This window comes from Streptomyces liliifuscus, assembly GCF_016598615.1.
Classification (GTDB): domain Bacteria; phylum Actinomycetota; class Actinomycetes; order Streptomycetales; family Streptomycetaceae; genus Streptomyces; species Streptomyces liliifuscus.
In genome coordinates this window covers 156,663-180,366 of record NZ_CP066832.1, presented here as the reverse complement: position 1 = coordinate 180,366, position 23,704 = coordinate 156,663, and the positions used below count along the sequence as shown (strand labels likewise).

At 71.5% G+C, this 23,704-nt stretch carries 23 protein-coding genes; 22 read left to right on the top strand and 1 reads right to left on the bottom strand.

What is annotated here, in order from left to right; all coding sequences use genetic code 11:
- The first annotated feature begins 64 nt into the window (after positions 1-64).
- The 15 genes from JEQ17_RS49030 to JEQ17_RS48960 all read left to right on the top strand — a co-directional run bounded on the left by JEQ17_RS49030 (position 65) and on the right by JEQ17_RS48960 (position 12,949).
- A complete protein-coding gene (locus JEQ17_RS49030; protein WP_200402237.1) occupies positions 65-892 on the top strand; it encodes a hydroxypyruvate isomerase family protein in 828 nt (275 codons plus the stop codon).
- A 41-nt stretch (positions 893-933) separates the two neighbouring features.
- Complete coding sequence (locus JEQ17_RS49025; RefSeq protein ID WP_200402236.1) at positions 934-1,791, top strand: nucleoside/nucleotide kinase family protein; 858 nt, start codon at positions 934-936, stop codon at positions 1,789-1,791.
- Positions 1,779-2,483, top strand: coding sequence for a ribulose-phosphate 3-epimerase (locus JEQ17_RS49020; protein ID WP_200402235.1), 705 nt, complete (start codon positions 1,779-1,781; stop codon positions 2,481-2,483). The genes JEQ17_RS49025 and JEQ17_RS49020 overlap by 13 nt, the downstream gene beginning before the upstream one ends.
- Entirely contained in the window at positions 2,480-3,268 is a 789-nt protein-coding gene (locus tag JEQ17_RS49015) for an HAD family hydrolase (protein WP_234048891.1), read from the top strand. The genes JEQ17_RS49020 and JEQ17_RS49015 overlap by 4 nt, the downstream gene beginning before the upstream one ends.
- A complete protein-coding gene (locus JEQ17_RS49010; RefSeq protein WP_200402234.1) occupies positions 3,261-4,094 on the top strand; it encodes a cupin domain-containing protein in 834 nt (277 codons plus the stop codon). Before JEQ17_RS49015 ends, JEQ17_RS49010 begins: the two co-directional genes overlap by 8 nt.
- Positions 4,091-5,230, top strand: a complete 1,140-nt coding sequence (locus tag JEQ17_RS49005) for a hypothetical protein (protein WP_200402233.1) — start codon at positions 4,091-4,093, stop codon at positions 5,228-5,230. Before JEQ17_RS49010 ends, JEQ17_RS49005 begins: the two co-directional genes overlap by 4 nt.
- Entirely contained in the window at positions 5,227-6,132 is a 906-nt protein-coding gene (locus tag JEQ17_RS49000; protein WP_200402232.1) for a nucleotidyltransferase family protein, read from the top strand. Before JEQ17_RS49005 ends, JEQ17_RS49000 begins: the two co-directional genes overlap by 4 nt.
- Positions 6,129-6,698 (top strand): AAA family ATPase, encoded by a 570-nt coding sequence (locus tag JEQ17_RS48995; RefSeq protein WP_200402231.1) that lies wholly within the window; start codon positions 6,129-6,131, stop codon positions 6,696-6,698. The genes JEQ17_RS49000 and JEQ17_RS48995 overlap by 4 nt, the downstream gene beginning before the upstream one ends.
- Positions 6,695-7,525 (top strand): inositol monophosphatase family protein, encoded by an 831-nt coding sequence (locus tag JEQ17_RS48990; RefSeq protein ID WP_200402230.1) that lies wholly within the window; start codon positions 6,695-6,697, stop codon positions 7,523-7,525. Before JEQ17_RS48995 ends, JEQ17_RS48990 begins: the two co-directional genes overlap by 4 nt.
- Positions 7,519-8,196 carry a dTMP kinase gene (locus JEQ17_RS48985; protein ID WP_200402229.1) on the top strand — a complete coding sequence of 226 codons (678 nt, stop codon included), beginning with the start codon at positions 7,519-7,521 and terminating at the stop codon, positions 8,194-8,196. The genes JEQ17_RS48990 and JEQ17_RS48985 overlap by 7 nt, the downstream gene beginning before the upstream one ends.
- 58 nt (positions 8,197-8,254) lie before the next feature.
- Positions 8,255-9,211: an aminoglycoside phosphotransferase family protein gene (locus JEQ17_RS48980; RefSeq protein ID WP_200402228.1), complete on the top strand. Its 957-nt coding sequence runs from the start codon at positions 8,255-8,257 to the stop codon at positions 9,209-9,211.
- Positions 9,212-9,291: 80 nt separating this feature from the next.
- Positions 9,292-10,341 (top strand): radical SAM protein, encoded by a 1,050-nt coding sequence (locus JEQ17_RS48975; RefSeq protein ID WP_200402227.1) that lies wholly within the window; start codon positions 9,292-9,294, stop codon positions 10,339-10,341.
- On the top strand, positions 10,338-11,438 hold the full coding sequence (locus JEQ17_RS48970; protein WP_234048890.1) for a DegT/DnrJ/EryC1/StrS family aminotransferase: 1,101 nt from the start codon (positions 10,338-10,340) through the stop codon (positions 11,436-11,438). The genes JEQ17_RS48975 and JEQ17_RS48970 overlap by 4 nt, the downstream gene beginning before the upstream one ends.
- Entirely contained in the window at positions 11,435-12,085 is a 651-nt protein-coding gene (locus JEQ17_RS48965; protein WP_200402226.1) for an HAD family hydrolase, read from the top strand. The genes JEQ17_RS48970 and JEQ17_RS48965 overlap by 4 nt, the downstream gene beginning before the upstream one ends.
- Positions 12,086-12,178: 93 nt before the next feature.
- Positions 12,179-12,949, top strand: a complete 771-nt coding sequence (locus tag JEQ17_RS48960) for a class I SAM-dependent methyltransferase (RefSeq protein WP_200402225.1) — start codon at positions 12,179-12,181, stop codon at positions 12,947-12,949.
- Between the two features lie 38 nt (positions 12,950-12,987).
- Here JEQ17_RS48960 and JEQ17_RS48955 read toward each other — a convergent pair whose 3' ends face one another.
- Positions 12,988-13,635, bottom strand: a complete 648-nt coding sequence (locus JEQ17_RS48955) for a hypothetical protein (RefSeq protein ID WP_200402224.1) — start codon at positions 13,633-13,635, stop codon at positions 12,988-12,990.
- 348 nt (positions 13,636-13,983) lie between these two features.
- On the opposite strand from JEQ17_RS48955, the gene JEQ17_RS48950 reads away from it, so the two are divergent.
- The 7 genes from JEQ17_RS48950 (at position 13,984) to JEQ17_RS48920 (ending at position 23,703) form a co-directional block, all read left to right on the top strand.
- Positions 13,984-15,852, top strand: coding sequence for an ATP-binding cassette domain-containing protein (locus JEQ17_RS48950; RefSeq protein ID WP_407700181.1), 1,869 nt, complete (start codon positions 13,984-13,986; stop codon positions 15,850-15,852).
- The gene (locus JEQ17_RS48945; RefSeq protein WP_234048889.1) at positions 15,849-16,394 is read left to right on the top strand and encodes an HIT family protein; all 546 of its coding nucleotides are present in this window, start codon (positions 15,849-15,851) and stop codon (positions 16,392-16,394) included. Before JEQ17_RS48950 ends, JEQ17_RS48945 begins: the two co-directional genes overlap by 4 nt.
- Positions 16,391-17,428 (top strand): phosphotransferase enzyme family protein, encoded by a 1,038-nt coding sequence (locus tag JEQ17_RS48940; RefSeq protein ID WP_200402222.1) that lies wholly within the window; start codon positions 16,391-16,393, stop codon positions 17,426-17,428. Before JEQ17_RS48945 ends, JEQ17_RS48940 begins: the two co-directional genes overlap by 4 nt.
- On the top strand, positions 17,412-18,200 hold the full coding sequence (locus JEQ17_RS48935; RefSeq protein ID WP_200402221.1) for an MFS transporter: 789 nt from the start codon (positions 17,412-17,414) through the stop codon (positions 18,198-18,200). The genes JEQ17_RS48940 and JEQ17_RS48935 overlap by 17 nt, the downstream gene beginning before the upstream one ends.
- 162 nt (positions 18,201-18,362) lie before the next feature.
- Complete coding sequence (locus JEQ17_RS48930; RefSeq protein ID WP_024127588.1) at positions 18,363-19,748, top strand: site-specific integrase; 1,386 nt, start codon at positions 18,363-18,365, stop codon at positions 19,746-19,748.
- A complete protein-coding gene (locus tag JEQ17_RS48925) occupies positions 19,748-21,526 on the top strand; it encodes a hypothetical protein (protein ID WP_024127162.1) in 1,779 nt (592 codons plus the stop codon). The genes JEQ17_RS48930 and JEQ17_RS48925 overlap by 1 nt, the downstream gene beginning before the upstream one ends.
- Positions 21,523-23,703 (top strand): site-specific integrase, encoded by a 2,181-nt coding sequence (locus JEQ17_RS48920; protein WP_193460133.1) that lies wholly within the window; start codon positions 21,523-21,525, stop codon positions 23,701-23,703. Before JEQ17_RS48925 ends, JEQ17_RS48920 begins: the two co-directional genes overlap by 4 nt.
- The last annotated feature ends 1 nt before the right edge of the window (position 23,704 follow it).

The window sequence follows — 23,704 nt, the reverse complement described above, 5'->3', positions numbered from 1 at the left end:
CCATCCCTTCCCCCAGACCTGCACGGCGGCTCGCCGTGCAACCACCGGACGGAGACCGACCACGATGAACACCGGCACCCTGAACTTCGCCGCGAACCTGTCCATGCTCTACGGCCACCTGCCGCTCCTTCAGCGCCCCGCTGCCGCGGCCGCCGCCGGATTCACGGCCGCCGAGATCTGGTGGCCCTTCGACTCCCCCCTTCCGGCCGACCGCGACGTCGACGCCCTGGCCCGCGCCCTGAGCGACGCCGGCCTGCAGCTGGTCGCGATGAACTTCATCGAGGGCGACATGCGCGCCGGTGACCGCGGGCTGCTGTCCGTACCCGGCCGCGCGGCCGAGTTCCGCGACAGCATCGACACCACCGTCGCCTTCGCCGACCGGACCGGCTGCCGCGTCCTGAACGCCCTCTACGGCAACCGGCAGCCGGACACCGACCCCGGCGCCCAGGACGAGCTTGCCCTGGAGAGCCTGGTCCTGGCGGCCCGCGCCGCCCACCAGGTGGGGGCGTCGGTCGTCCTGGAGACCATCAGCCGCCAGGAGGCCCCCGACTACCCGCTCGGCAACGCCGACGCGACGGTCGCCATGGCCGACCGCGTGAACGACGCCTCTGGCCTGTCGAACACCGGGTTCCTGTGCGACCTGTACCACCACGGCCGCAACGGTGAGGACATCCCCGACCTGCTGAAGCGCCACGCCGGGCGCATCGTGCACTTCCAGATCGCGGATACCCCCGGACGCGGGCGCCCCGGCTCCGGGGTCCTCGACTACCCGGACTTCTTCTCGCGCATCGACGCCTCCGGCTACGACGGCTGGATCGGCCTGGAGTACGAGCCGACCCGCGACCCGGCCGTCGACTTCGACTGGCTGCCCTCCCTGACCGCCCGCAGCTGACCCCACCGCATCCCGTCCCAACCACCTGGAGAGGAGACCCGATGCGCCCCGGCACGCAAGGCAGCGCCGTCGGCCCCCCGCACCATGCCGCCCCCGCCACACTGGCCGGCCCGCCCGGCCCGTCCGCCGGCCGCGCCCCCGTGTGGCGGCTCGACGGCCCGCGCGGGCTCCTGGTCAGCACCGAAGGAGTCTGGGGAGCGGGCAAGACCACGACCGCCGAACTGGCCGGGGAACAGCTGCGGGCCACGGGCTTCACGGTGGCCGTCCTCCACTACGGGCCCCGCCCCGGCACGATCGGCCGGCTCTCCGAGGTCCTCGAAGCCCAGCCCCTGCGCTCCCGCACCGGCGCCGGCGGCTACGCACACGCCCACCACGCCACCGTCGACGTCCTGCTGCGCCTGTGCCGCGAAGCCCACCAGCACCAAACGTTCTACGAGCCGGCCCTGGCCGAGCACGACGTCGTCATCATCGACCACGGCGTCTACTCCAAGATCGCCTGGGCGCTGACCGTCCTGACCGAGACCCAGCCCAACCCGCCCGCCGACGAGACCCTGCAGCGTCTGCTCGACATCGTGGCGCCCTGGTTCCTCCACCCCGACCTGGCCGTCTTCCTCAACACCCCCTGGCCGCTGGCCCGCGAACGCGCCATCGCCCGCGGCCGGGGAGGCGGCAACCCCGCCGCGATCGAGCGCCTGCTGTTCCTCCCCCGCTACTCGGCGGCCTACCGGCGGGTGCTCGACGCCCACCACCCCCGCGTCCTGCCCATCCGGGTGGACCTGCGCGAAGCACCGGAGGTGGCCGCCGAGATGGCCGCCGCGATCACCGGCCGGCTCTGCGCCCCGCTGCCCGCACCCCGTCCCCGCGACCTCGACGAGATGAGTGCCCTGTGTCCTTCCTGACCGACCGCCCGCGCGAGCGGACGATCATCGACGCCTCCTTGTGGTCCGCCGACCTGGGCGCGCTGACCGCCGAGGTCGAGCGGATCGGCCCGTACGCCGACTCCTTCCACATCGACGCCTCCGACACCTCCTTCACCCCCGACGCGATCTTCTTCCCCGACCTGGTCCGTACCCTGCGCCCCCGCACCGAGGTTCCGTTCCACGTCCACCTGATGGCGCACCGTCCGGCCGAGCTGGCCGCGGCGTTCGCCGACGCCGGCGCGAACCTGATCACCGTCCACGCCGAAGCCGACGGAGCGCTGGAGGCGATCACCCGCATCCGTGCCGGAGGCCAGGCGGCCGGCCTCGCGCTCACCCTGGACCTGGCCCCCGAGCACGTCGAGGACCTCCTCGAATCCGTCGACGCCGTCACCATGGTGGGCACCCCGCTGGGTACCAAGGGCACCGGCATGGTCCCCGAGGCCCTGGACCGCATGCGGGTCATCCGCCAGATCCTCGACCGGCGCGGCACGGACATCCCCCTCCTGGCCGACGGCGGGATCCGCGAGCACACGGTGCCCGACCTCGTCGCCGCCGGTGCCACCGGCGTCGTGGCGGGTTCGCTGCTCTTCGGCAGCGACGACCCGGCCGCGATCGCCGCGTGGATCCGCAGCCAGCCCACCTCCACGTGTCCGCACGGAGATGCCCGGTGACCGGCTCCGTGCTGCCCCTGGCGGGGTGGACGGTCAGCCTCGACCTGTGGGGCACCCTCATCACCCACGGGGACCGGAAGGCCGCGGACGCCTGGCGGATCACGGAGTTCGACCGCGTCCTTCACGCCTACGGCCACCACCCGGCGCCGGAGCAGCTGAGCGAGATCGTGGGCCGCACCCGGGCCGAGGCGGCGCACCAGCAGCGGACGGCCGGAGCGCAGCCCGGCGTCGAGGCTCAGGTCGGGGCGGTGCTCGACGAGCTCGGCATCGACCGGGATGCGCCCGATCTGCTGAAGCTGCTGCTCGCCGTGCACACGCACGCGGTGCTGCGGGCCTGCCCGCAGCCGATCCCCGGGGCGCGCGAGGCCCTAGACGCGATCAAGGCCGCGGGAGGGCGCCTGGTGCTGACGTCCAACACCCTGGCCACGCCGTCGGACGTCCACCGGCTGCTGCTGTCCGATCTCGGCCTGCTCGACCGGTTCGACGACCTGCTGTTCTCCGGCGACTTGGGAGTGGCCAAGCCCCGACCCGAGGTGTTCGCCACCGTCGCCGAGCGGGCCGTCATGCCGCCCGGTCGCGTCGTCCATGTCGGCGACGACCTGCTCACCGATGTGGACGGTGCCCTGGTCGCCGGATGCCGGGCCATCCACTACAACCCCCGCCGCGAGGCCGCCCGGCCCCACGTCCCCGACTTCGCCGATCTCGCCGAGCTGCCGGACCTGCTGGTCTCCTCGTGCAGCGCGGCCGCCGCAGAGCTGATCTCACGGAGTGTTTCCCATGACTGACCTGGCCACCGGCCCCGGCCCCGCCGCGGGCACGGCCCTCCTGAGCGCCGCGGGCGACGGAGTGGACCGGCACCTGTCCGACCTGCTCGCCACCGCGGCGAACGGGGCGCCGGCCTGCTACCTGGCCGACCCCGGCGCCGCCCGCGCCGCCTGCGAGGGAGGGAGTGACCCGGTGCTCTACACCGCGCACCGCGACATCCTCCCGCCCACCCGGGCCCTGGGCGCCGAGTGGTTCGCCGACCTCTGCGTCTATCGGCCCGGCCGGCTGCCCGGCGGCGAACTCAACCGCTCGATCGGCCACTGGAACACCCCGGCCCAGCTCGAGGTGTTCGAGGTCCTGTCCGGGCGCGTGCTGATGATCACCGCCTGGCACGACCCGTCCGGCACCCCGGTGCTGAACTGGGAGGCGTGCGAGCCCGGCGACCTGGTCGCCGTGCCGTTCGGGGCCTGGCACCAGACCTCGGTCCTGGACGGCCCCGCCACCGTGTTCAACATCTACACCGACCTGCCCGGCACCGAGCAGCAGCACACCAGCCGGCACGCCGCCCAGCACGCCGAGGTCAAGTACCGCTCCAGCGCACCGGTGGAGATCACCGCGATCCGGGCCGGGACCGGCTTCACCCTCACCGGGTCCCGGCGCGGCCGCGACCACTGGGGGCGCGGTGTGCGGGCCGTCGAGCCGGCGTGGTTGCGCGAGGCGGTCGGCCCCAAGGGCCTCGTCGCCCTCCACACCTCCGCCTGCGCCGACCGGATGTCCCGGCTGGTGGACGCGGCCCGCACGCACCTGCCCCAGGCACAGCCCCGGCCAGAAGGAGACCGCCCGTGACGGCCCCCACCAACGACCAGGTCCCCGCCCGGCAGCCGGGCCCTCTCTGGGAGACCACGTTCACTCAGGCCGAGGCCAGCGTCTGCCTGCGCACCAACTCGAAGGCCGCCTTCACCCACGCCACGGGCACCCTGTACGCCTACGAGCAGACCGGCCCGGCCTTCGCGCACTGGCAGATCAACCTCCTGGTCGACGGCGGCCCGGCGTACGAAGAGGTCGAGGGCTTCACCGACGCGCCCACGGTCGAGATCGGGCCCCGCCTTACGGCCGCCGTCCTCGCGCGGCCCGGCGGCCGCGCCTTCTGGGTGGAGGCGCTGCACACCCTGATCGTGACCGACACCCAGCAGGCGACGATCACCGTGCGCTGCGCGAAGGAGGCGGCGGCGCTGCACTGGGCGGCGCGGCTGCCCCGGCAGGCCATCACCGCCCAGCTCCTGGAGAACGGCGCGGTCTACGCGCACACCGCGGCCTTCTCCCTGGGCGGGCGCGGCGTCGTCATCGCCGGACACCGCGGCCGCGGCAAGACCACCACCCTGCTCGCCGGCCTCCACCGCCTCGGCGCCAACTACGTCACCAACGACCGGCTGCTGCTGCGCGCCGAGGAGGAGGGCGGGCTCGCCGGGTACGTGTGGCCCGCGCGGCTGCGGGCCGGCATCGGCACACTGGCCGCCCTGCCGCACCTGGCCGGCCTCGTCCCCGAAGCCCAGCGCACAGTGCCCGCCGAACAGCGGTGGTCGAGCCGGCCCAAGGTGCCCATCGAGCCGTGGGACTTCGACCGGCTGCTGTCCGGCGACGGCCAGGTCCTCGGCTCGGTCCGCCCGGCCATGCTGCTCTTCCCCCGGCTCGACCTCGAGCGGACCACGGTGAGCGCCGAGCCGGTCGCGGGCGCCGAGGCCCGCGACGAGCTGCTGCACACACGCCTGTTCATGACCGACCCCGGCCGCGGGCCCAGCTCCCACATCAACCACTGGCTCTGGCCCGCACCCGACCCGGCCATCACCGACGGCAACCTGAGCCGCGTGGTCGACGCCCTGGCCGAACTGCCCTGCTACCGGATCCACGCCGGTGCCGACCCGGCCGCCCTCGCCGACACCGTCGGCCGCCTCCTCGGCACTGGAGCGGAGGTACACGGGTGAACGCCCCCGCCAGGCCCACCGCCGCGACGCCGCCGCTGCCCGCGGGAGACGGGCCGGCCGCAGCGGCCCTGCGGTGGCTGTGCGATCCCCACCCGGACATCCGCCCGTCCGCGCCGGCTTCCGTCCCGCTCGGCACGGTGCTGGAGGCAGCGATCGACGCCAAGCTGGTCTGCCTGCTGGCCCACCGTCTCCTGAGCGGCCCCCCGGACGCGAGCCTTTCCCGTCCGATGCGCTCCGTCCTCGGCCAGATCGCGCGCGCCAACACGCTGCACAACCAGCTCCACCGCAACGAAGCCGTCCGAATCGTGCGGGCGCTCACCGGCCGGGGCGTGCCCGTCGCGGTGCTGAACGGACTCGCGTACGACACCGCCCTGTACCCGCCCGGCGGGCTCCGGCAGTTCACCGACATCGACCTCCTGGTCGACGCCGCCGACCGGGACGCGGCCCTGGATGTGCTGGCTGAACTCGGCTTCACCCAGCCGGGCCGCGGTGCGCACACACGCCGGCGATCCACCGGGGACGCGCTGACGCCCACTGTGAGCATCGACATCACCACCGGTCTGGGCCACACCGCCGACCCGGCGGACGTACGGGCGGCTCTTGCCCGGACCGAGGCCGCAGGCGACGGCGACGGCGACGGCGGAGAGGCGTTGCCCGTGCTCGCCCAGGCGGACGCGCTGGCGCACGCTCTCGCCCGTCTCGCCGCACGCCCGCGCTGGTCCGGCCTGGCCGACGCCGCCCGCCTCGCCCTGGCCGCCCCGGACTCCTCCCACGAAGCCGCGGCGGCGGTTCCGGAGCCGCTCCGCGCAGGATGGGCGGTGCTGCACAGCCGCCTGCCCGACCTGGTTCCCGGCCCGCCGCCGGTGGCCTGCGGGCCGGGTCGAGAAGAGGTCGCCCGGTGATCGTGCAACTGGCCGGCCTGCCCGGGACCGGCAAGACCACCCTCGGTCGGGAACTGACCCGCGCGCTCGGTCCGAAGACCCTGCTGCTCGACAAGGACCGGATCCGCGACGCGCTGTTCGGCCCGCACCTGGTCGCCTACACCCGGGAACAGGACGACTTCTGCGTCCACGTCATGCACCTGACGGCCGGACGGCACCTCGGTGAACACCCGGACGGGGCCGTCGTCCTCGACGGGCGCACCTGCTCACGCCGCTACCAGGTCGAGGACGTGCAGCGGTTGGCCAAGGAGACCGGCCGGCCGCTGCGCATCATCGAATGCGTCTGCCGCGACGACGTCGCCGCCGCCCGCCTGTACCGAGACGTGCAGGCGGGCACCCACCCGGCCGCCAACCGCGACCCCGACCTCTACCGACGACTCAAGGCCTCCGCGGAGCCGATCACCGTCCCCGCGCTGCGCCTGGACACCAGCGCCCCCGTCCCGGACTGCACCCGTACCGCCCTGGCCTACCTGATGGCCGAGCACCCGCCCACCCGAACCGTCCCGAAGGGAGCCCTCACCGCATGAGCCCCGAACTCCCGGCGCTGCTCGACCTCGCCCGCTCGGTCACCGAACGGGCCGAGCAGCAGCTGCGCGACCTCACCCCGGACCTGATCACCGCCAAGGGCGACCGCGACATGGTCACCAACGTCGATCTCGCCATCGAACGCGAGGCCCGAAAGTCCCTCCTGGACGGGGCCCCCGGCATCGGATTCGTCGGCGAGGAAGAGGGCGGCGACACCGACGCCGACACCCACTGGATCATCGACCCGGTCGACGGCACCGCGAACTTCATCCGCGGCCTGCCGCTGTGCGGGATCTCCCTCGCCCTCGTCCACCACAGCGTGCCCGTCCTCGGCGTCATCCACCTGCCCCTGATCGGGCGCCGCTACTGGGCAGCCCAGGGCCTGGGCGCCTTCCGCGACGGCCAGCGCATCAGCGCCGCCGTCACCAGGACGCTGCCCGAGGCGATGATCGCCGTCGGCGACTACGGAACGGGACCCGATGGCCCCGAGCGCAACCGCGTCGCCCTCGCCATCCAGGCCCACCTCGCCGAGAAGGCCCAGCGCGTGCGCATGCTCGGGTCCGCCGCCGTGGATCTGGCCTTCGTCGCCGACGGCACCCTCGACGCCACCATCACCCTGGGCAACCACGACTGGGACATGGCCGCGGGCGTCGTCCTCGCCCGCGAGGCCGGCGCCGTCGTCATGGACACCGACGGCAGCCCGCACACCCCCGACTCGCTCACCACCATCGCGACGGCGCCCGGCCTGCGCGACGCCGTTCTCGACATCGTCGCGGCCACCACCACGGGCACCCCGTGGGCGGCCACAGCGGGGAGCCCGGCATGCTGATCGCGTTCGAGGGTCTTCCCGGCGCCGGGAAGACCACGCAGTCCCGGCTCCTCGCCGACCACCTCACCCGCGAGCAGGTGCCGGTCAACTACCTGCCCGACAACCTGACCCGCACCGAGGACACCCTGGGCAGCACGCTCCTGGACCTCTTCGCCAGCGGGGACCCCTTCTCCCGGCACGGCAACATCGTCACCGACACGATGCTCGCCACCGCGATCCGCACCAACACCGTCGCCACGCACATAGCCCCGGCCCTCAGCGTCGGGCAGACGGTCATCGAGGACCGCGGCATCCACACCATCCAGTCGTACAGCCTCGCCACCCTCCTGCAGAAGCACCCCGGCCGGCCTGCGGACGGCATCGGGTGGCTGCGGTCCGTCTCCGCGATGTCCGGGCCGCCGGCCGACGTGGCCGTGTGGCTGCGCCTGCCCGCCGACGAGGCCATCACCCGGGCCGCCCAGCGTGAGGGCCAGCCCTACACCGCCGAGCAGCACGCCTTCCTGCGCCATGTCCACGACGCCTACGGCCACCTCGCCGCCGACGACCCCGGTCTGGTCACCGTCGACGTCCTCGGACTCACACCTGACCAGGTCCACCAGGCCGTCGTCGACGCGATCGCCGAACGCGTCCCGATACCCGCCCCGGCCGAACACAGTTCTTCCATGCAGTAGAGCGAACCGACCCGTTCTTCCCGTACCGCCGACCACCAGACGTCACGGAGTACCCCGCATGCACCCCACGCGCCTCGCCCCGCCCGCCGAGCTCCTCACCGACCTGCGCGGCGCCCGCACCGGCAGCGAGATCCGCCTCAAGGAAGTGCTCGCCGGCCACGGCCTGCGCCCGCTCACCGGCGGCTTCCAGAACCACGTCTACGCCTGGGACGACCCCGAGGCCGGGCCCATCTGCGTCAAGCTCTACGCCAAGGGCAACCACCGCCGGCGCGTGGACCGCGAGTGGGCGGCCCTGACCCTGCTCGCCGAGCACCAGGCCGACGACGTCCCCCGCCCGCTGTGGCTCGACCAGCACGACGAGGTCCCCGCCATCGGCATGACGCTGCTGAAGGGCACGCCGCTGCTGGAGAGCCCCGACCTGGAAGCCGCCCTCAAGGGCCTGGCCCAGACCACCGAGCGCCTCCACGCCGTGCCCCTGTCCGGGCTGATGGCCGAACTGGAGCGCATCGACTCCGGCTCCCACTACATGCTGCGCCTGACCGGCAGCTGGCCCGAACTCCTCGCCGGCCACGAGGACGACCCGCTGACCGCCGACATGCGCGCCCTGCTCACCGCCTGGCACGCCAGCGGCGACGTCGAACTCGTCGACGACACCTCCGCCCCGGCCGTGCTCTCCCGAGGCGACTCCAACCTCAACAACTGGCTGCGCGACGAAGCCTCCAGCCCCTGCGTCGACTTCGAGTACAGCGGGCACAGCACCGTCCACTTCGACGCCGCCGACCTGATCGAACACATCAGCGCCCGCGAGATCCCCGACAGCACCTGGATCACGCTCCTGCCCGACCTCGGCATCACCCCCGCCAACCGCCACCTCTTCCTCGCCGCCCAGCGCACCTGTGCCCTGCGCTGGCTCGCCGTGCTGTGGAAGCAGCGGCACACCCGCGCTGACGAATTCGCCACCCAGCACGCCCGCGTACGGCTCCTGCAGAGCCCCGACAACCCCTGGCACGGCTGAACCACCCGTCGAACCAGCCGACCGAGCAGCGGCGGCCGCCCGCGCGCGGCCGCCCCGCTCCGACTACGTGAGGGAAGACCATGACCGCGATACCGAGGACCGTCAGCCTGCTGTGGGCGCTGCGTTCCTACTGCGGCTCGCACCAGTGCAAGCCCTGCTACTTCACCTGGCTCGACGAGCAGCGCGTCGACAAGACCCCCGGCCTGCTGTCGCACTTCTCGCCCCACGACCTACCCACCGAGCAGGTGATGGCCTTCGCCCGCACCCTGGCCGACTCGGCCGTACGACGGGTCTTCCTCGCCGGCGGCGAGCCGCTCACGTGGCGGCCCATCCTCGACCTCATCGAGATCCTCAAGGGCGGAGGGCTCGAGGTCGTGGTGTGCACCAGCGGCGTGGCCCTCAACCAGCCGGACATGGCCCGCCGCCTGGTGGAGCTGGGCGTGGACGGTTTCTCCGTCTCGCTGGACTCCACCGACCCCGACTACAACGACACCTGGCGCCCGCCCCGCAAGGACGGTGACGGCTGGGAGGGCGTCGTCAGCGGCATCAAGGCCCTGCTGGCCGCCCGCGGCCCGCAGGCCCGGCCCCGCGTCGGCCTTTACACCGTCATCACCAAGCTCAACCTGCCGGACGTCCTCGGCGTGCCGCAGCTGGCCGCCGACCTCGGCTGCGACTACGCCGTGCCCCAGCCCGTCGCCCTGCCCGAGGGGCACAGCCTCTACGACACCCTGGTCCTCACCGACGCCGAACTGCCGCTCCTGGAAGAACAGTTCGACCGTCTCTACGCCGCCGACCTCCCCCTCCAGCTCCCGCCCCGGACCTACCCCGGCCAGGTCGCCTCCGCCATCCACCACCTCACCGGAGCCGTCGAGGGCTGCTTCGGCGGGGACACCCTGTACTTCGCCGAGCCCGACGGTTCGCTCTGGGACTGCCCGTCCTCCCTGAAGATGGCCGCCACACCCACCGAGCGCCACCGCACCATCAAGGGCGCCGACGCGGCCGAACTGTTCGGCAAGCCCTCCGGCTGCGGAAGCGACTGCGCCCTGTTCAGCGTCGACTGCGTGAACATGTGGCCCCTGATGGACTTCGACCGGGTGCTGGGCACCACGACCTCCGGGAGCCCCGCGTGACGACGACCTCCCACGCCCTGGACGCGCTGAAGGCGTCCATCGGCCGCATGCCGGACCCGGCCGGCCGCGCCGAGGCCGCCGCCCTGGAAGCCGAACTCGCCACGGTCCACGGAGTCCGGCACGCCATCGCGGTCTCCTCCGGCACGGCGGCGCTGCACACCGCGCTGGTCGCCTGCGGCGTCGGCCCCGGCGACGAGGTCCTCCTCCCCGCCGCCACCGTGATCATGACGGTGTCCGCCGTGACCGCCGTCGGCGCCCGTCCGGTCTTCGTCGACGCCGCCGAGGACGGGCGCGGCATGGACCTGGCCGACGTGGCCGCCAAGACCACCGAGCGCACCCGCGCGATCGTCCCCGTCCACCTCGCCGGACGGACCGACGGCCTGATCGACCTCGTCGCGTACGCGCAGTCGGCCGGCCTGCACGTCGTGGAGGACGCCTGCCAGGCCCAGGGCAGCACCACTCGGGGGCGCACGGCCGGCACGGTCGGCAGCATCGGCTGCTTCTCCCTCAAGGACGGCAAGATCATCTCCTGTGGGGAGGGCGGCTACCTCCTCACCGACGAAGACGACCTCGCCGCCCGCGCCGCCGCGTACCGCACGCACTGGCTCACACCCGCCCCCGGCGCACCGGCCGCCAGCCGACGCGGGATGAACTACCGCCTGGCAGAACCCCTCGCCGCGCTCGCCCGGCACAACCTGAAGGCCCTGGACCAGGCCGTGGCCCGGCGCCGCGAGCAGGCCCGCCAGCTCTACGACCTCGTCGGCGACACCCCGGGGCTCACCGTGCACGCCCCTGCTCCCGGCGACGCCCCCAACGGGTACAGCGCCCTGTGGCGCGTCGATCTCGACCGCCCCCGGGACTTCAGCACCCGCCTGGCCGAGGCCGGGGTGGCCAACTCCGTCGGCACCTACCGGCTCCGGGCGGCACACCAGCACCCGGCCTGCCAGGACCTGAGCCCGGCCGACTGCCCGCGCGCCGCCGAGACCGTGGACCGGATGCTGGCCGTCACCCTTCAGCAGCAGACCACCGAGGCCGACCTGCACCGCTTCGCTGAAACCATCCAGCGCGCGGCCAAAAGCTGGGCGGAGGGACGATGACCGTGAACCTCCCGCCGCAGCCCGTCCCGGCGGCCGACCCCACGGTGGACGAGCTGCTCCAGGACGTCGACGGCGTCGTCGTCGACTGGGACGGCACCGTCGTCGACAACGCCGAGATCCGGCTGAGCGCGCTCCAGCAGGCTCTTGCCTCGTACGGCGTGGACGTCGACCCGCAGTGGTACGCCCTGAACTGCGGGCTGCCCATCCGCGAGGTCATCGTCCGCCTCGCGGGCCCGCGCACGCTCCCGGTCGAGGAGATCGTGCCCGCCAGCCGGCGCCTGCTGCTCAACGGGCCGCCGCCGCGGCTGATCGACAGCACGATGAACCTGCTGCGGCGGGCCGAGGCTCTGGGTCTGCCGCGGGCCGTCGCCTCCGCCGCGGCCGGAGTTCTCATCCATCCCCTCATCGACCGGCTTGACCTCGGCGAGCTCCTGCCGGTCGTGGTGACGGCCGAATCGGTGGCGCGCGGGAAGCCGGCCCCCGACGCGTACCTGGAGGCCGCCCGGCTGATCGGGCGAGCGCCCTCCCGGTGCCTGGCCGTCGACGACGCGCCGGACGGCATCACGTCCGCATTGGAGGCCGGCATGCGGGTCCTCGCCGTCCGTGACGGCCTGCTCGTTCCCGTGCCCGGCCTCATCCCGGGGTGACCCGCGCGGTGCCCCTGTCCATGCCCGTGGACGGGGCGCCGCGCGCACCAGCCAGAGTTCCACCGTCCCGTCCTCTTGCGCCCTCGGAGTGCCATGCCCCGCGCCCAAGCCGTACCCGATCAAGAACCTTGGTGGATCACCAACTACCGTGGCCGCGGCCCCCACCAGCGCTACAGCCACCACAACCACGCCAAGACCCGCCGCAGTGTCGGTTTCTTCATCCACCATATGGGCCTTCGGCCCAGCCAGGCGATCCTCGATCTGTGCTGCGCCTTCGGCCGTCACACGCACGAATTCACCCGGCGCGGCTTCCCCCGCACCGTCGGGGTGGACCTGTCCCCCGACATGCTCGCGCACGCCGCCTCGTCGGCAGGCGCCAACGGCCGGCGCCCCCGTTTCGTACGCGCCGACGTCCGGGCGCTGCCCTTCCGCAACGCCTCGGCCGACGCCGTCTTGATGCTGCGGAGCTTCGGGTTCCTCGATACCCCCGAGGAAGACCTCGTCGTGTTGAAGGAGGCCGCCCGTGTCCTGCGGCCCGGCGCCCTCCTGGGGATGGATCACTTCCCGCCCAACAGCGCCACGGCCAAGGTGGGCACCCGGATCCTGAAAGGTCCTGAGGCGACGACCACCGTGCACACCACCTGGGACCCGGCGACCGCCCGGCTCAACAGCCGCATGTCCACCCGCTACGAGGACGGCCACGTCGAACCGTTCCACAGCTCCTCGCGCCTCTACACCCCAGAGGAGCTCCGGGGGGCGTTCGCCGAAGCCGGGTTCACGGTTCACGGCACGTTCGGCGGGTATGACGGCAGCCCTCTCACCGGCGACAGCACGCGATGCATCGTCGTCGCACGCCGGGCATGACCGGCCCGACCCCGGGGCCCGGGCCGGAACCGGGGCCGTCAGCCGAACAGCGAGCCCTGGACCGTGGGCGGCGCAAGGAACTTCTCCTCGACCGGCTTCGCCGCGGTCCCGGCGATCTCCTCCAGCTGAGCGAAGGTCGACCACCGGCCCGCGGCCGCACCGCGCTCGACCGCGTGTCGAAACACCTGGGCCACCGCCCAGGCCTCCTGGGTGGCTGGCCGGGGTCCCGGAGGCAGCCGCACACCCAGATACCGGGCGAGATCCTCGAACCCTCCCTCGACGCCGGGACAGGCTGTTCGAGCGAGCTCCACCGCGTCCCAGCGGGTGAGGGAGGCCAGACGCGGGCACGCGGCCCGCTCGGTGTGCAGCAGCGAGGCCTCGATAAGGCCCAGCGCGGCGACGATCCGATGCGGCTGCGCCGTGACATGCCGCTCGATCTCCCGCAGGGCGAGTCCCGCGGACCCCTCGGGGAGTTCGTGAGGCAGTCGAGGCGGCCGCGGCGTCTTCCAGGAGGAATGAAGCTCCTCGCGGATCTCCTGGTGAACCCGCCACAAGGGCTGGAAGTCCGCCCCGCTGAGAGCGAGGGCGGCTACGGCCGCCGGAACAAGGCCGCCGGGCTGGCGACGCATCTCCACATCGACGACCACGAAGGTCGTGGAACCGAACTCGGCATCCATCATCCGCACCGGCACCACGATATCGACCCCGTGCGGCGGCGCGCGGCCATTGCGGCGTTGCTGCGGCCAGCCCACCAGGCCACACCCGCCCGCCGGTGCGAACCTCGGCGATTCGGCCAACCACGCAGCTCGGCAGACCTGTTGCGCCGGACGGGTTCGTGCATCTTCCACGTGCCGCCACCCGCTCTATCTCGGGAAATCGGGAGCGACTGAAACACGCCAGTTCGATATCTCGGCCAGCTCGTTGAGCATCACGGACCAGCCGTGACCGACAGATCGGGGGACAGCTTGAGCACAAGCAGTACATCCGAGCAGCAAGGCGAGAGCGTATCGGAGGCGGGCCCTCCGGAAGATGCTGTGAGCACGCCGCAGGAGGAGGAGTTCCTCTACCGGGATACCTCTCGGCTTCAGGCTGGTGCGCAGATGACGACCGTCACGATGGCGCGGCGCCTGCCCGCGCTGGTGCTGCGGTCCCTGAAGCTGGCCTGGCGGGTCGACCGGGTCGCGACGGCCGGCCTGCTGGCCTGCCAGGTCGGCACCGGCGTGCTCGCGGCCTTGGGCCTGCTGGCCGTCACCGGGACCCTGACCGCGCTGATCTCCTCCGGCGACATCTCCGACCGGCTGTGGGAGGCGGCCCCACAGCTGGCCGTCATCGCAGCGGCGACCGGCCTTCGCGCTCTGCTGGGCATCACGGTGACGTGGCTGACCGGGCGGCTGCGGCCCTTCCTGGCCCGGGCCGCGGAACTCACCATGATCGAGGCGGCGCTCGGCGCCGAGCTCGCCGCGAACAATCAGCCCGGCTACAACGACTTCTACGACATCGCCGACCGCGGCTCCCAGGTCACCCCAGACCTCGTGGAGGAAGCCCAAGACGTGCTGGCCGCCACCGCGACCCTCGCGGCCGGAGCCACCGTCCTCGCCGTGATCCACCCGCTCCTCCTCCCCTTGCTGCTGCTGGCGTGCCTGCCCCAGGCGGCCGCCTACGTGCGGGCCGCACGCGTGGTGTACCTGGCCGGTTTGGAGACCTCGGGTCGGCGCCGGATGCTGCACAAGCTGCGCTGGCACATGGCCTACATGGAGTCCAGCGAGGAGATGCGCGCCTGCCTGGCCGGCCCGTTCCTCCTCGGCCGGTATCGGCGGCTCGCCGCCTCGGTCAACGCCGCCGAACGCAAGGCCGCGGATACGGGCGCGTGGATGGGCCTCGCGGGCGCGGCCGCCGGCGGGGTGGCCTCGGCCGCGGTGTGGGCTGCGCTGCTGTGGCTCTTGGCCTCCGGGCGCATGGACCTGGCGGCCGGAGGAGGCGCGGTCTTCGCCCTCCAGACGGCGACCGGATCCGTCCGCGGCATCATCAACGGCGGCGCCCGGCTGGTGCGCACCGGCTGGTACGTGCAGGACTGGCAGAACTTCCTCGACAACGCCCACGGCCAGGCCATGGCCGGCTCTCGCGGGACGAAGACGCTGTCCGCGGCCCCGGAGCGGTTCGAGGTCCGCGACGTCACCTACCGATACGACGGCGCCGAGCGGGACAGCCTGAGCGGGGTGTCGCTGCAGGTACGGCGCGGAGAGATCGTGGCCCTGGTCGGAGAGAACGGATCGGGGAAGTCCACGCTGTCCCGGCTGATCTGCGGCCTGCTCCTGCCCACCTCCGGCGAGGTGGCCTGGGACCACACGACCACGACCGAGATGGAGCCCTGGAAGGCTTGGAAACACGTGGCCTTGGCCCCGCAGAGGTACACGTACCTGCCGCTGACCCTGCGGGACAACATCACCTTCGGGCAGGGCGACCGCAGTGACGCCGCCGTCCTGGCGGCCTGCACGGCGTCCGGAGCCGCCGACATGCTGCCCGCTCTCCGGTCCGGCCTCGACACCCTGTTGACCTCCGAGTGGTTCGGCGGCCAGCAGCTGTCCGGCGGGCAGTGGCAGCGCGTCGTGCTCACCCGGGCCTTCCACCGCGATGCGGCCCTGCTGGTGATGGACGAGCCCACGGCCGCCCTCGACGCCCGAGCTGAGCACCACGTCTTCACCGGACTGCGGGAGCTGGCCAAGGACCGGGCCATTCTCCTGATCACGCACCGGCTCACCAATGTCGCTGTGGCCGACCGCATCGTCGTCCTCGACGAGGGACGCCTGGTGCAGGAGGGGACCTATGCGCAGCTCACCCGCGAGCCGGGGCTGTTCCGCTCTCTGTGGGAACTCCAGCAGCGCACCACCGGGGAGGCAGCATGATCCCCGACCCCCCTCAGGCCCAGTCCGCGCACTCGCCAGCCAGCAGCGCCTGGCCAACGGACTTCACCGCGCACCGGGTCGGCGCTGGCTGCCCGATGTGCCAGAACGACTTCGACGCCGACGACATCGGCTGGGGCCTGCTTGTACGGCGCGGGGAGGTCAGCAACGCCTACCTGTGGCGCAGCGGCCACGTCCGCGGGTATGCCGTCGTGATCTACACCGGCCGTCATATCGCCGAACCCACCGAGCTGGACGAGGAGGAGACGGCCGCCTTCTGGCGCGACGTCCTGGCCCTGGGCCGCGCGGTGGAGGCGCTCTACGAGCCGCTGAAGATGAACTACCTGCTGCTGGGGAACCAGATCCCGCACGCCCACTGGCACTGCGTTCCGCGACGTGAAGCCGGAACGGATCCAGCGCCGGGCGGCCCGCTCCCCTTCGACGCGCTCGATCTCGGACAGCAGGACGAGGAGCAGTTGCAGGCCGATGCCCGAGCACTGCGCCAGCTGCTGCATCCCTCCGGCCACCCGGGGGCGCCGCGATGAACGCCTCAGAGTCGGACGTGATGGTCGTGGCGGGGATCCTGACGCTGTTCTACCGGATCGTCCCGACCTTGGTCGGCGAAGGTCCTGCGGGGACCGCCACTCGCAACTACGTGGCCCGGGACAGCGACGGAGCCCGGTGGTTCGTGAAGGCCTACCCGGCGGGCACCGATCTGGACGCGGAGCGCCAGGCGCTCGAGCTCGGCGAGTTCGCGCGGCTCGGCCGGATCCCGGTGCCGGTAGTACGCAAGACCCTGGAAGGTGACCTCATCGCGGCCGCCGGCGACATGGCGGTGTCAGTCGCGGCGTTCGTCGAGGACACGGAGACGGCGGAGGGCGGCCTGTCCGGCGATCGGTGGGCCGCGGTGGGCGAGACCGTCGGGTGCCTGCACCGGACCCTGGCCCGGCACCCGGCCGGGCCTCCGCGCCGTGTGCCCGCCCGGGAAGTCTGCGACGTGAAGCGGGCCTGGCAGCGCCTTGACCGGCTGCTCGTCCTCTTCGCCAAGAGGCCGCCCGCCTCGGGCTTTCCCGCCTGGGCACGGGAAACCGCCGCCCAGCGGCTCGACGCGCTGCCTGCCGTGGCCGCCATGGTCAAAGGGCTGCCGACGACGTTGACGGTGCAGACCGTCCACGGAGACCTGGCCTCGCCCAACCTGCTCCTTCGCGGGCAGCAGGTGGCGGCATTGATCGACTTCCGACGGCCCGGTCACCGCAGCCCCGCCTGGGAGCTCGGGCGGATCGTCCTGGACCCGCGCACTGTCCTGGCGCAGCCGCAGTGGCCTACCGGCCTCGCCGAAGCTGTCGCTGCCTACCGGGAAGCCAACCCGGCGCTGCCGGCCGAAGAGCTCCTAGCCGTGCCCCGCCTTGCCGCCGGATACCTGGCCTGCTCGGTGTATCCCCTGTCCGAAGCCGTCGACGACCCGGCCGCCGTCACCCCCGAACTCGAGGCGTACGGCCGCAACCGGCAGGCGGCCATGGCCGAGCTGTGCGAGCGCCTGCCAGAAGCCGAGGAGGTGCTCCATGACTTCCTCCACTGACCCCTCCTCCTCTCCCGGCACCCGGCCGTCGTTGTGGCGGCACCGCAACTTCCGCCGCTACCTGACCGGGCAGGCAGCCAGCGTGACCGGCAGTTCGATCAGCAGCATGGTGATCCCCGTGCTGGCGGTGCTCGAACTGAACGCGACCACCGCCGAAGTCGCCTGGCTGACGTTCCTGGGCCAACTGCCGCCCGCACTGCTGGCATTGCACGCCGGGGCTCTCGCCGATCGACACTCCAAACGGAGGCAGATGATCGCTGGCGACCTGGTCAGCGCCGCCGCGCTGGCCAGCGTGCCGGTGGCGGCCGCGCTCGACCGGCTGTCCCTGACCCAGCTGATGCTGGTCGCGGTCGTGCAAGGCGCGGCGGGGGTGCTGCACGATGCCGCCGCGATCAGTCTCCTGCCCAGCCTGGTCGACCGGTCCCTGCTCCAGCGGAGCAACAGCCGCGTCGGCAGCCTCTTCGCCATCGCCGCCACCGCGGGCAGCAACCTCGGCGCCACCCTGACCGCGCTCCTCGGCCCGGCCCGGGCGCTTCTCGGGGATGTCCTGTCCTACCTCGTCAGCGCCTGGTGCACCGCCCGCATCCAGGCCCCCGAATGCGCCCGGCCGGCAGCGGAAGTCCGGCGTCTGCACACCGAGATCGGTGATGGCCTGCACTACGTGAACGGCGACCACCGGCTGCGCACCCTGACCCTCGTCAACGCGACGACGTCGTTTGCCCTGGCGCTCCTCAATACCTTGTGGGCGCTGTACTTGCTTGTTCCCGCTTAACGACGGTGTTGCTTACCGTCTGATACCCCACCTGACCTGCTCGTTTGCTTGTTGCACTCAGCCGGGTTGCATTGGTACTCATCGGCCATGCACCAATCGACGTACTCATCAGCAGGCTGGGAGTCCTGGGGACTTGCGTTCAGGCCGGCGATCCCGGAGGGGATGCCGTTGCTGTTCGACGAGGACCTTCTCTTCGAAGACAGCAACGGCGTCCGTCCCACCACCGTGATCAACTGCTGGGCCTGCGAGCTGCCAGCGAATGGATGCCCATCACCAAATTCGTGGCCCTACTACGTGCGTACGGTGCGTGAGTGGCTGGAATTCATATCCGGGCACGGGGTCGCCCTGTTCGACACGCGGCGTCGCCTGAAGGCAGCGTTGAGCGCGTACTCCGTCTATCGAGCCCAGGGGCCCATCCAGCACCGCTTCGAGACGTCCACGTGGAACCAGAACATGGGGATTCTGGCGGGGTTCTACAAGTGGGCGAAGGACGAGGAGTACGCCGACTCCGAGCCGTTCACGTACCGGCAGGCGGTCTGGACTTTCAAGGGGCAAGTCCGTCGCGGACAGGTCAACCAGTCACGGCGGCGCCAGGCCAAGCCTCACGTGACGATCAAGTATCTCGACGACGACTTCACGGACATGTTCCTGAAGGGGTTGGCGGGCCTGAGCCCCGACGGGGAGCGGGATCTGCGGTACCGCGGACGGGAGTTGGCCCGAAACTCGGCGGTCGGCCGAATGATCGTCTCCAGCGGGCTACGCAGCCAGGAGTACACATACCTGCTGGTCTGCGAGGTGCCCTTGCTTCCCTCGCGACGGACCGCGGTGCCGGTGTCGTTCCCGATCCCTTCCGGTATCACCAAGGGAAGCAAGTACCGCGAGTCGTGGATCGACTACGACTCGCTGGCCGAGCTGCACTCCTACATCGCTCTCGACCGAGCAGCAGCGACGTTCGGATCGTCGTGGCGTCCACCGGCCCGCTGGGGAGAGCCGCTGTTCGTGACGGACGCCGACCAGCGGGGCGGACGCGTCAACGGGGTCCGTGTGCAGTGGAGCTCGCTCGGCCCCGGCGATCGGCGGCGTCTGGTCGCCCCGGAGGGCGGTTCGATGCTGCTGTCGGTGTGGGGCCAGGGACGCCCGTTCACCGGATGGTCCACGGTCTTCGCCAGGACCTCTGACCGCATCCGCGAGCGTTACGAGCCGCGCTTCCCGCACGTCAATCCGCACCGGCTGCGTCACACCATGGCCATGGCGACCATGGCGCGGCTGATGCGCGGCTGGTACGAGCAGGCTGCTCGACAGGTCCGCGACACCGACGACGATGCCGCCCTGGCGCACTACCTGCGGACCCAAGAACCGCTGCTGATTCTGCGCGATCTGCTCGGACATACCAGTTCATTGACCACGGAAGCGTACCTCCACCGTCTGGACGTGCTCCGCCTGTTCACCTCCCTGTATCGACGGGTCGGCAAGGAGTACGGGCTGCTGGCCGAGGAGGCCGAGCTGGAGCTCGAGACTGAGTTCGACGACGAACCGGCGGTAGTCTGATGCCGGCCACCGTCACCCTTGACCCGCTGGGTGTGCACTGCATCTTCAGCGACGGGTCGGAGTACCGCCGTCCCCTGCGTGTGCGGCGGCCAGTGGAGCTCCCGGGGCTGGCACGCACGCTGCTGGAAGGCGCTACGGACCTTGTCCATCCGCACGGGCAGGTCGACAGCGCGGGAGGCTTCGACCTCTACCTCACGGCCGTCCGCGGCTTCACCGACTGGCTGGTCGAGTTCGGGTTCTCCGGCGGGGCCTCCGACCTGACGCGCGCGCTCCTCGCCCGGTACTGGCGGCAAGGGGTGCGATCCTCCCAGGAGAGCGCGCTGCGGGCGATGTTGCGCTGCGCGGATGACCAGGATCAGATTCTCGCGCCGGATGTGCGCGCGTTCGTCGATGGCCGGCTGTTCAACACGGGCGAGCGGTACGGCTCGCACCAGCCGTACAGCGAGGCCGAATGGGCCCGGCTCATCCGTACCTGCCGCGACGAGGTCGATGGCGCGTTCCGCGCGTTCTGCGCGGCCCGTGAGCAGGCTTCGTCAGCTGACGGGCCAGGGGCTTCGCTCCGTGAGCGCACTGCCCATCACTGGCTGGTGCTTCACAACGGGCCCGACCCGCTCGTCAGCGAGATGGCAGGCCGCGGCTCGTTCCCCTTCCGGCAGAGATACGGGGTCGGTCTTCGCGCGGTGCTGGATCCGCTGATCCCGACCCTGGATGTGATCATCGCCTATCAGCTGCTGTTCGGCGCCTACACCGGGGTCGTGCCGGACGGGATCGCGGACCTGGGACTTACCGACATCGAGTGGGCGGGTGACGAGAAGATCCTCCTCAGCTACGTCAAGGGCCGCACGGCGGCGGAGAGCCTTGCTCTGTCACGTCAGGCCACTCGCCTGCTGGAACAGTGGCTCGATCACTCCGCGGTGGCCCGCCGCTTCGCGCCCGAGGAACTGCGCGACGAACTCTGGGTGCGTTTCACGCCGAGTGGCACATGGGCGGGAGAGCGATGGCTGGCCAAGCCGGCCACGCGCCTGTCCATATGCGCCTGGGTGGAGCGGCGCCAAGCCGTCGACGAGGACGGGCGCCCCACGCAGATGACTGGTGACGACGGCCGCCCCCTGTTCCTTCACCGGCACCGCATCCGCACTACCCACGACGCGCTGAAAGACCGATCGCACTGGCGCGGCAGCCGCCGGTCAACGCTGGATCCGAACCGGTCCCCCGGCATCGAGGGGGACCACTACCTGACGAACACGACGCCGGCTCAGCGCGAGGCGGCGGAAGACATCATCGCCCAGGCGCAGGAGGACCTCGTTCGCCGGGCGCTGCCGCCCTTGGTGCTGGCCACCGCTGAAATGGCCGACCTGGTGGAGAACTATCCCGAGCACATGAAGCGGCTCGGCCTGGACGACGACGCCTTGGCGCAGCTTTTGTCCGGGGAACGCGACGTGTTCACCGCGGCATGTGGAGATCAACTGTCGGGGCTCCATGGGCCGAAGGGCAAGCCCTGTCCGGCACGCCCGTGGGTTTGCCTGCTGTGCCCGCTGGCCTTGTTCGCCCCACGCCATCTGCCGAACCTGCTGCGACTGCGGGCGTTCTTCTCCCGCCAGTGGCAGCAGATGCCCACCGCCGAGTTCATCCCCGTCTTCGGCCCGTACGCCCACCGTCTCGACGAGATCCTGACCCCCGACCGGTACTTCTCCGAGCACGCGCTACGGGCAGCAGCTGCCGAGGTCACCGACTCCGATGTCGAGCTTCCGCTGCGACCTGAGGAGCACACCGTATGACCACCCTGCACCGGCCCGCGGGCCTCGCGGCTGCCTTTTCGCGTTCCGTCTTTCGAGGTGAAGACGTGTGCGCTGCGGCCGGTCTGCCGGTCCACGGCGCGGGCCCGCATCCTCACTTCGATGACGCAATTTGGGACTTCACCGGTGTCATCGGGCTGCCGCGGTACCTTGCGCGGTACGCGCGGATCTTGTCCTTCACCGAGATCCTCAATCCTCAGTGGAGGGAACTCGCGAAGGAGTTCATTTTCGCCCGGCTCGCACCGGACCACCGTGCTGTGCGGGAACTTGCTCACGCCTACCGAACGCCGGTGCTGATTGCCACGGTGCATGGGCGGCTGACCGTGCTGACCGGCTGGCTGAACTGGCTCACCGAGCAGGGCGTGGACAGTCTCGGGGAGGTCACCCAGCAGCACTGCGGTGCCTACCTGGAGCTTCGCAAGAAGGTACGGGACAAGCACGGTGTCGTGATCCGCGACAGCAGCCCCGGCTACCGCATGGACGTCGTGGCGGTCATCCAGGAGCTGGGCTACTACAAGGAATTGTTCTCGGCCGACGGCTACGTGTCGGCCTTCCGTCCGTGGGGGCGACGCACGGCGTACTCCGTCGCCGGGATGGTCCGTCGGACGGGCAACACGACACCTCCGCTGAGCAACGACGTCTTCCAACCGCTCGTCGCGGCGGCCCTGTACGTGGTGGAGGTGCTGGCGCCGCACGTCATGGAGCTGCAGCAACAGTTGCAGGAGATGGTGCCGAACCGGCCGGGCCGCAACAACCGTGAGCGTCCGGACTGGAGGGTCGAGGTCGCGCAGGCCATCGACCGGCACATACAGGAGGGCGATCCGTTGGATGTCGCTCTCGATCACGTCGTAGCCGAGCGGCTGGCGGACGGCTGGGATCCGGACGATCCGCTGCTGCGGGTGAACCTGATCTCCCTCGCTCACGAGACCGGGCGGCACGCCTTCCACTACACGTGGCTGCCCACGCTGCGCGGCCACCTGGAGGAGGCCGTCAGGGAAGTCGGCCTGTCCAAACGCTGGGGCCGGACGGCCGCTCTGGTCGAACGCGCGGACGGACGGGGCAGTGTTCCCTGGACCCTGCCGCTGAACACCACCGAGGCCCGCCTGCAGCTCTCCCGGGCCCGCACAGCCTGCGTCATCGCGCTCGCCGCACTGACGGGGATGCGGAAGAGTGAACTGGCTGAGCTGACCCATGACTGCCGCCTGCCTCCCGAACAGCTCGGCGAGGGCCGCGTTCGCTACCGCCTGAAGGGCAAGGTCATCAAGGGCCGGAAGCTGGGTGGTGAACACGATCAGTGGGTGACCATCAAGCAGGCGTACGACACCGCCGGCGTAGCCGCCTCGCTCGCTGACCCGGTGAAGAACGCCGGTCACCTGTTTAAGTCGCTCTCCTTCTTCACCCCGTACGAATGGTTCCTGACCTGGGTCAATGGCCCAGTGGGCCGTCGCCTTGGGCTGGCGCCGATCCCCGAGGTGCCGGTCAGTCTGCGGATGCTAAGGAGAACCCTCGCGGTGGAAATGGCGCACCGGCCCGGTGGTCTGCTGGCGGCCAAGATCCATCTCAAGCACATTTCCGTGGTCACCACGGAGGGCTATGCGGACCGCCCCGGTGGGGCCCAGTCGGTGCTGATGGCCGAGTTCGGCCAAGAGGAGCGAGAGCACAAGATGCGCGTCGCTCTCGACGCTTTCCGCGACTACCAGAACGGTATCCGGCCTGCGGGGCCTGGCGCCAGCGACCTCCTGGACTTCTTCGCGTTCGTCGACGAACAGCTGGATTCCTCCGGGGCGCCGAACATCAAGCGCAGCGACCAGGAGGTGACGAACCTGCTCGCCAAGCGGGCCAAGGCCCTGCACCTGGGGCCGGCGAACTACTGCTGGTTCCTCGATCCGTCCAAGGCGCTGTGCCTCAAGCTCGCAGGGGCCCACGCCCGCGGGGCGACAGAGCCCTTGATCGGCATGTGCGATTCAGCGCGGTGCCCCCAGGCCACCCACCATGCCGGGCACCGCCCGGTGTGGGCGGCTAGCGCGGAGAGCAAGAAGGTGTTCATCGCCACCATCGGGCGCGCGCAGCGGACGGAGAAGGCCCGGCTGGGTGCGGAGCTTGCCCGCGATGAACGGGTGTTGTCCGAGATTGACGTGAACTCCGGAACGGGGGCATGAC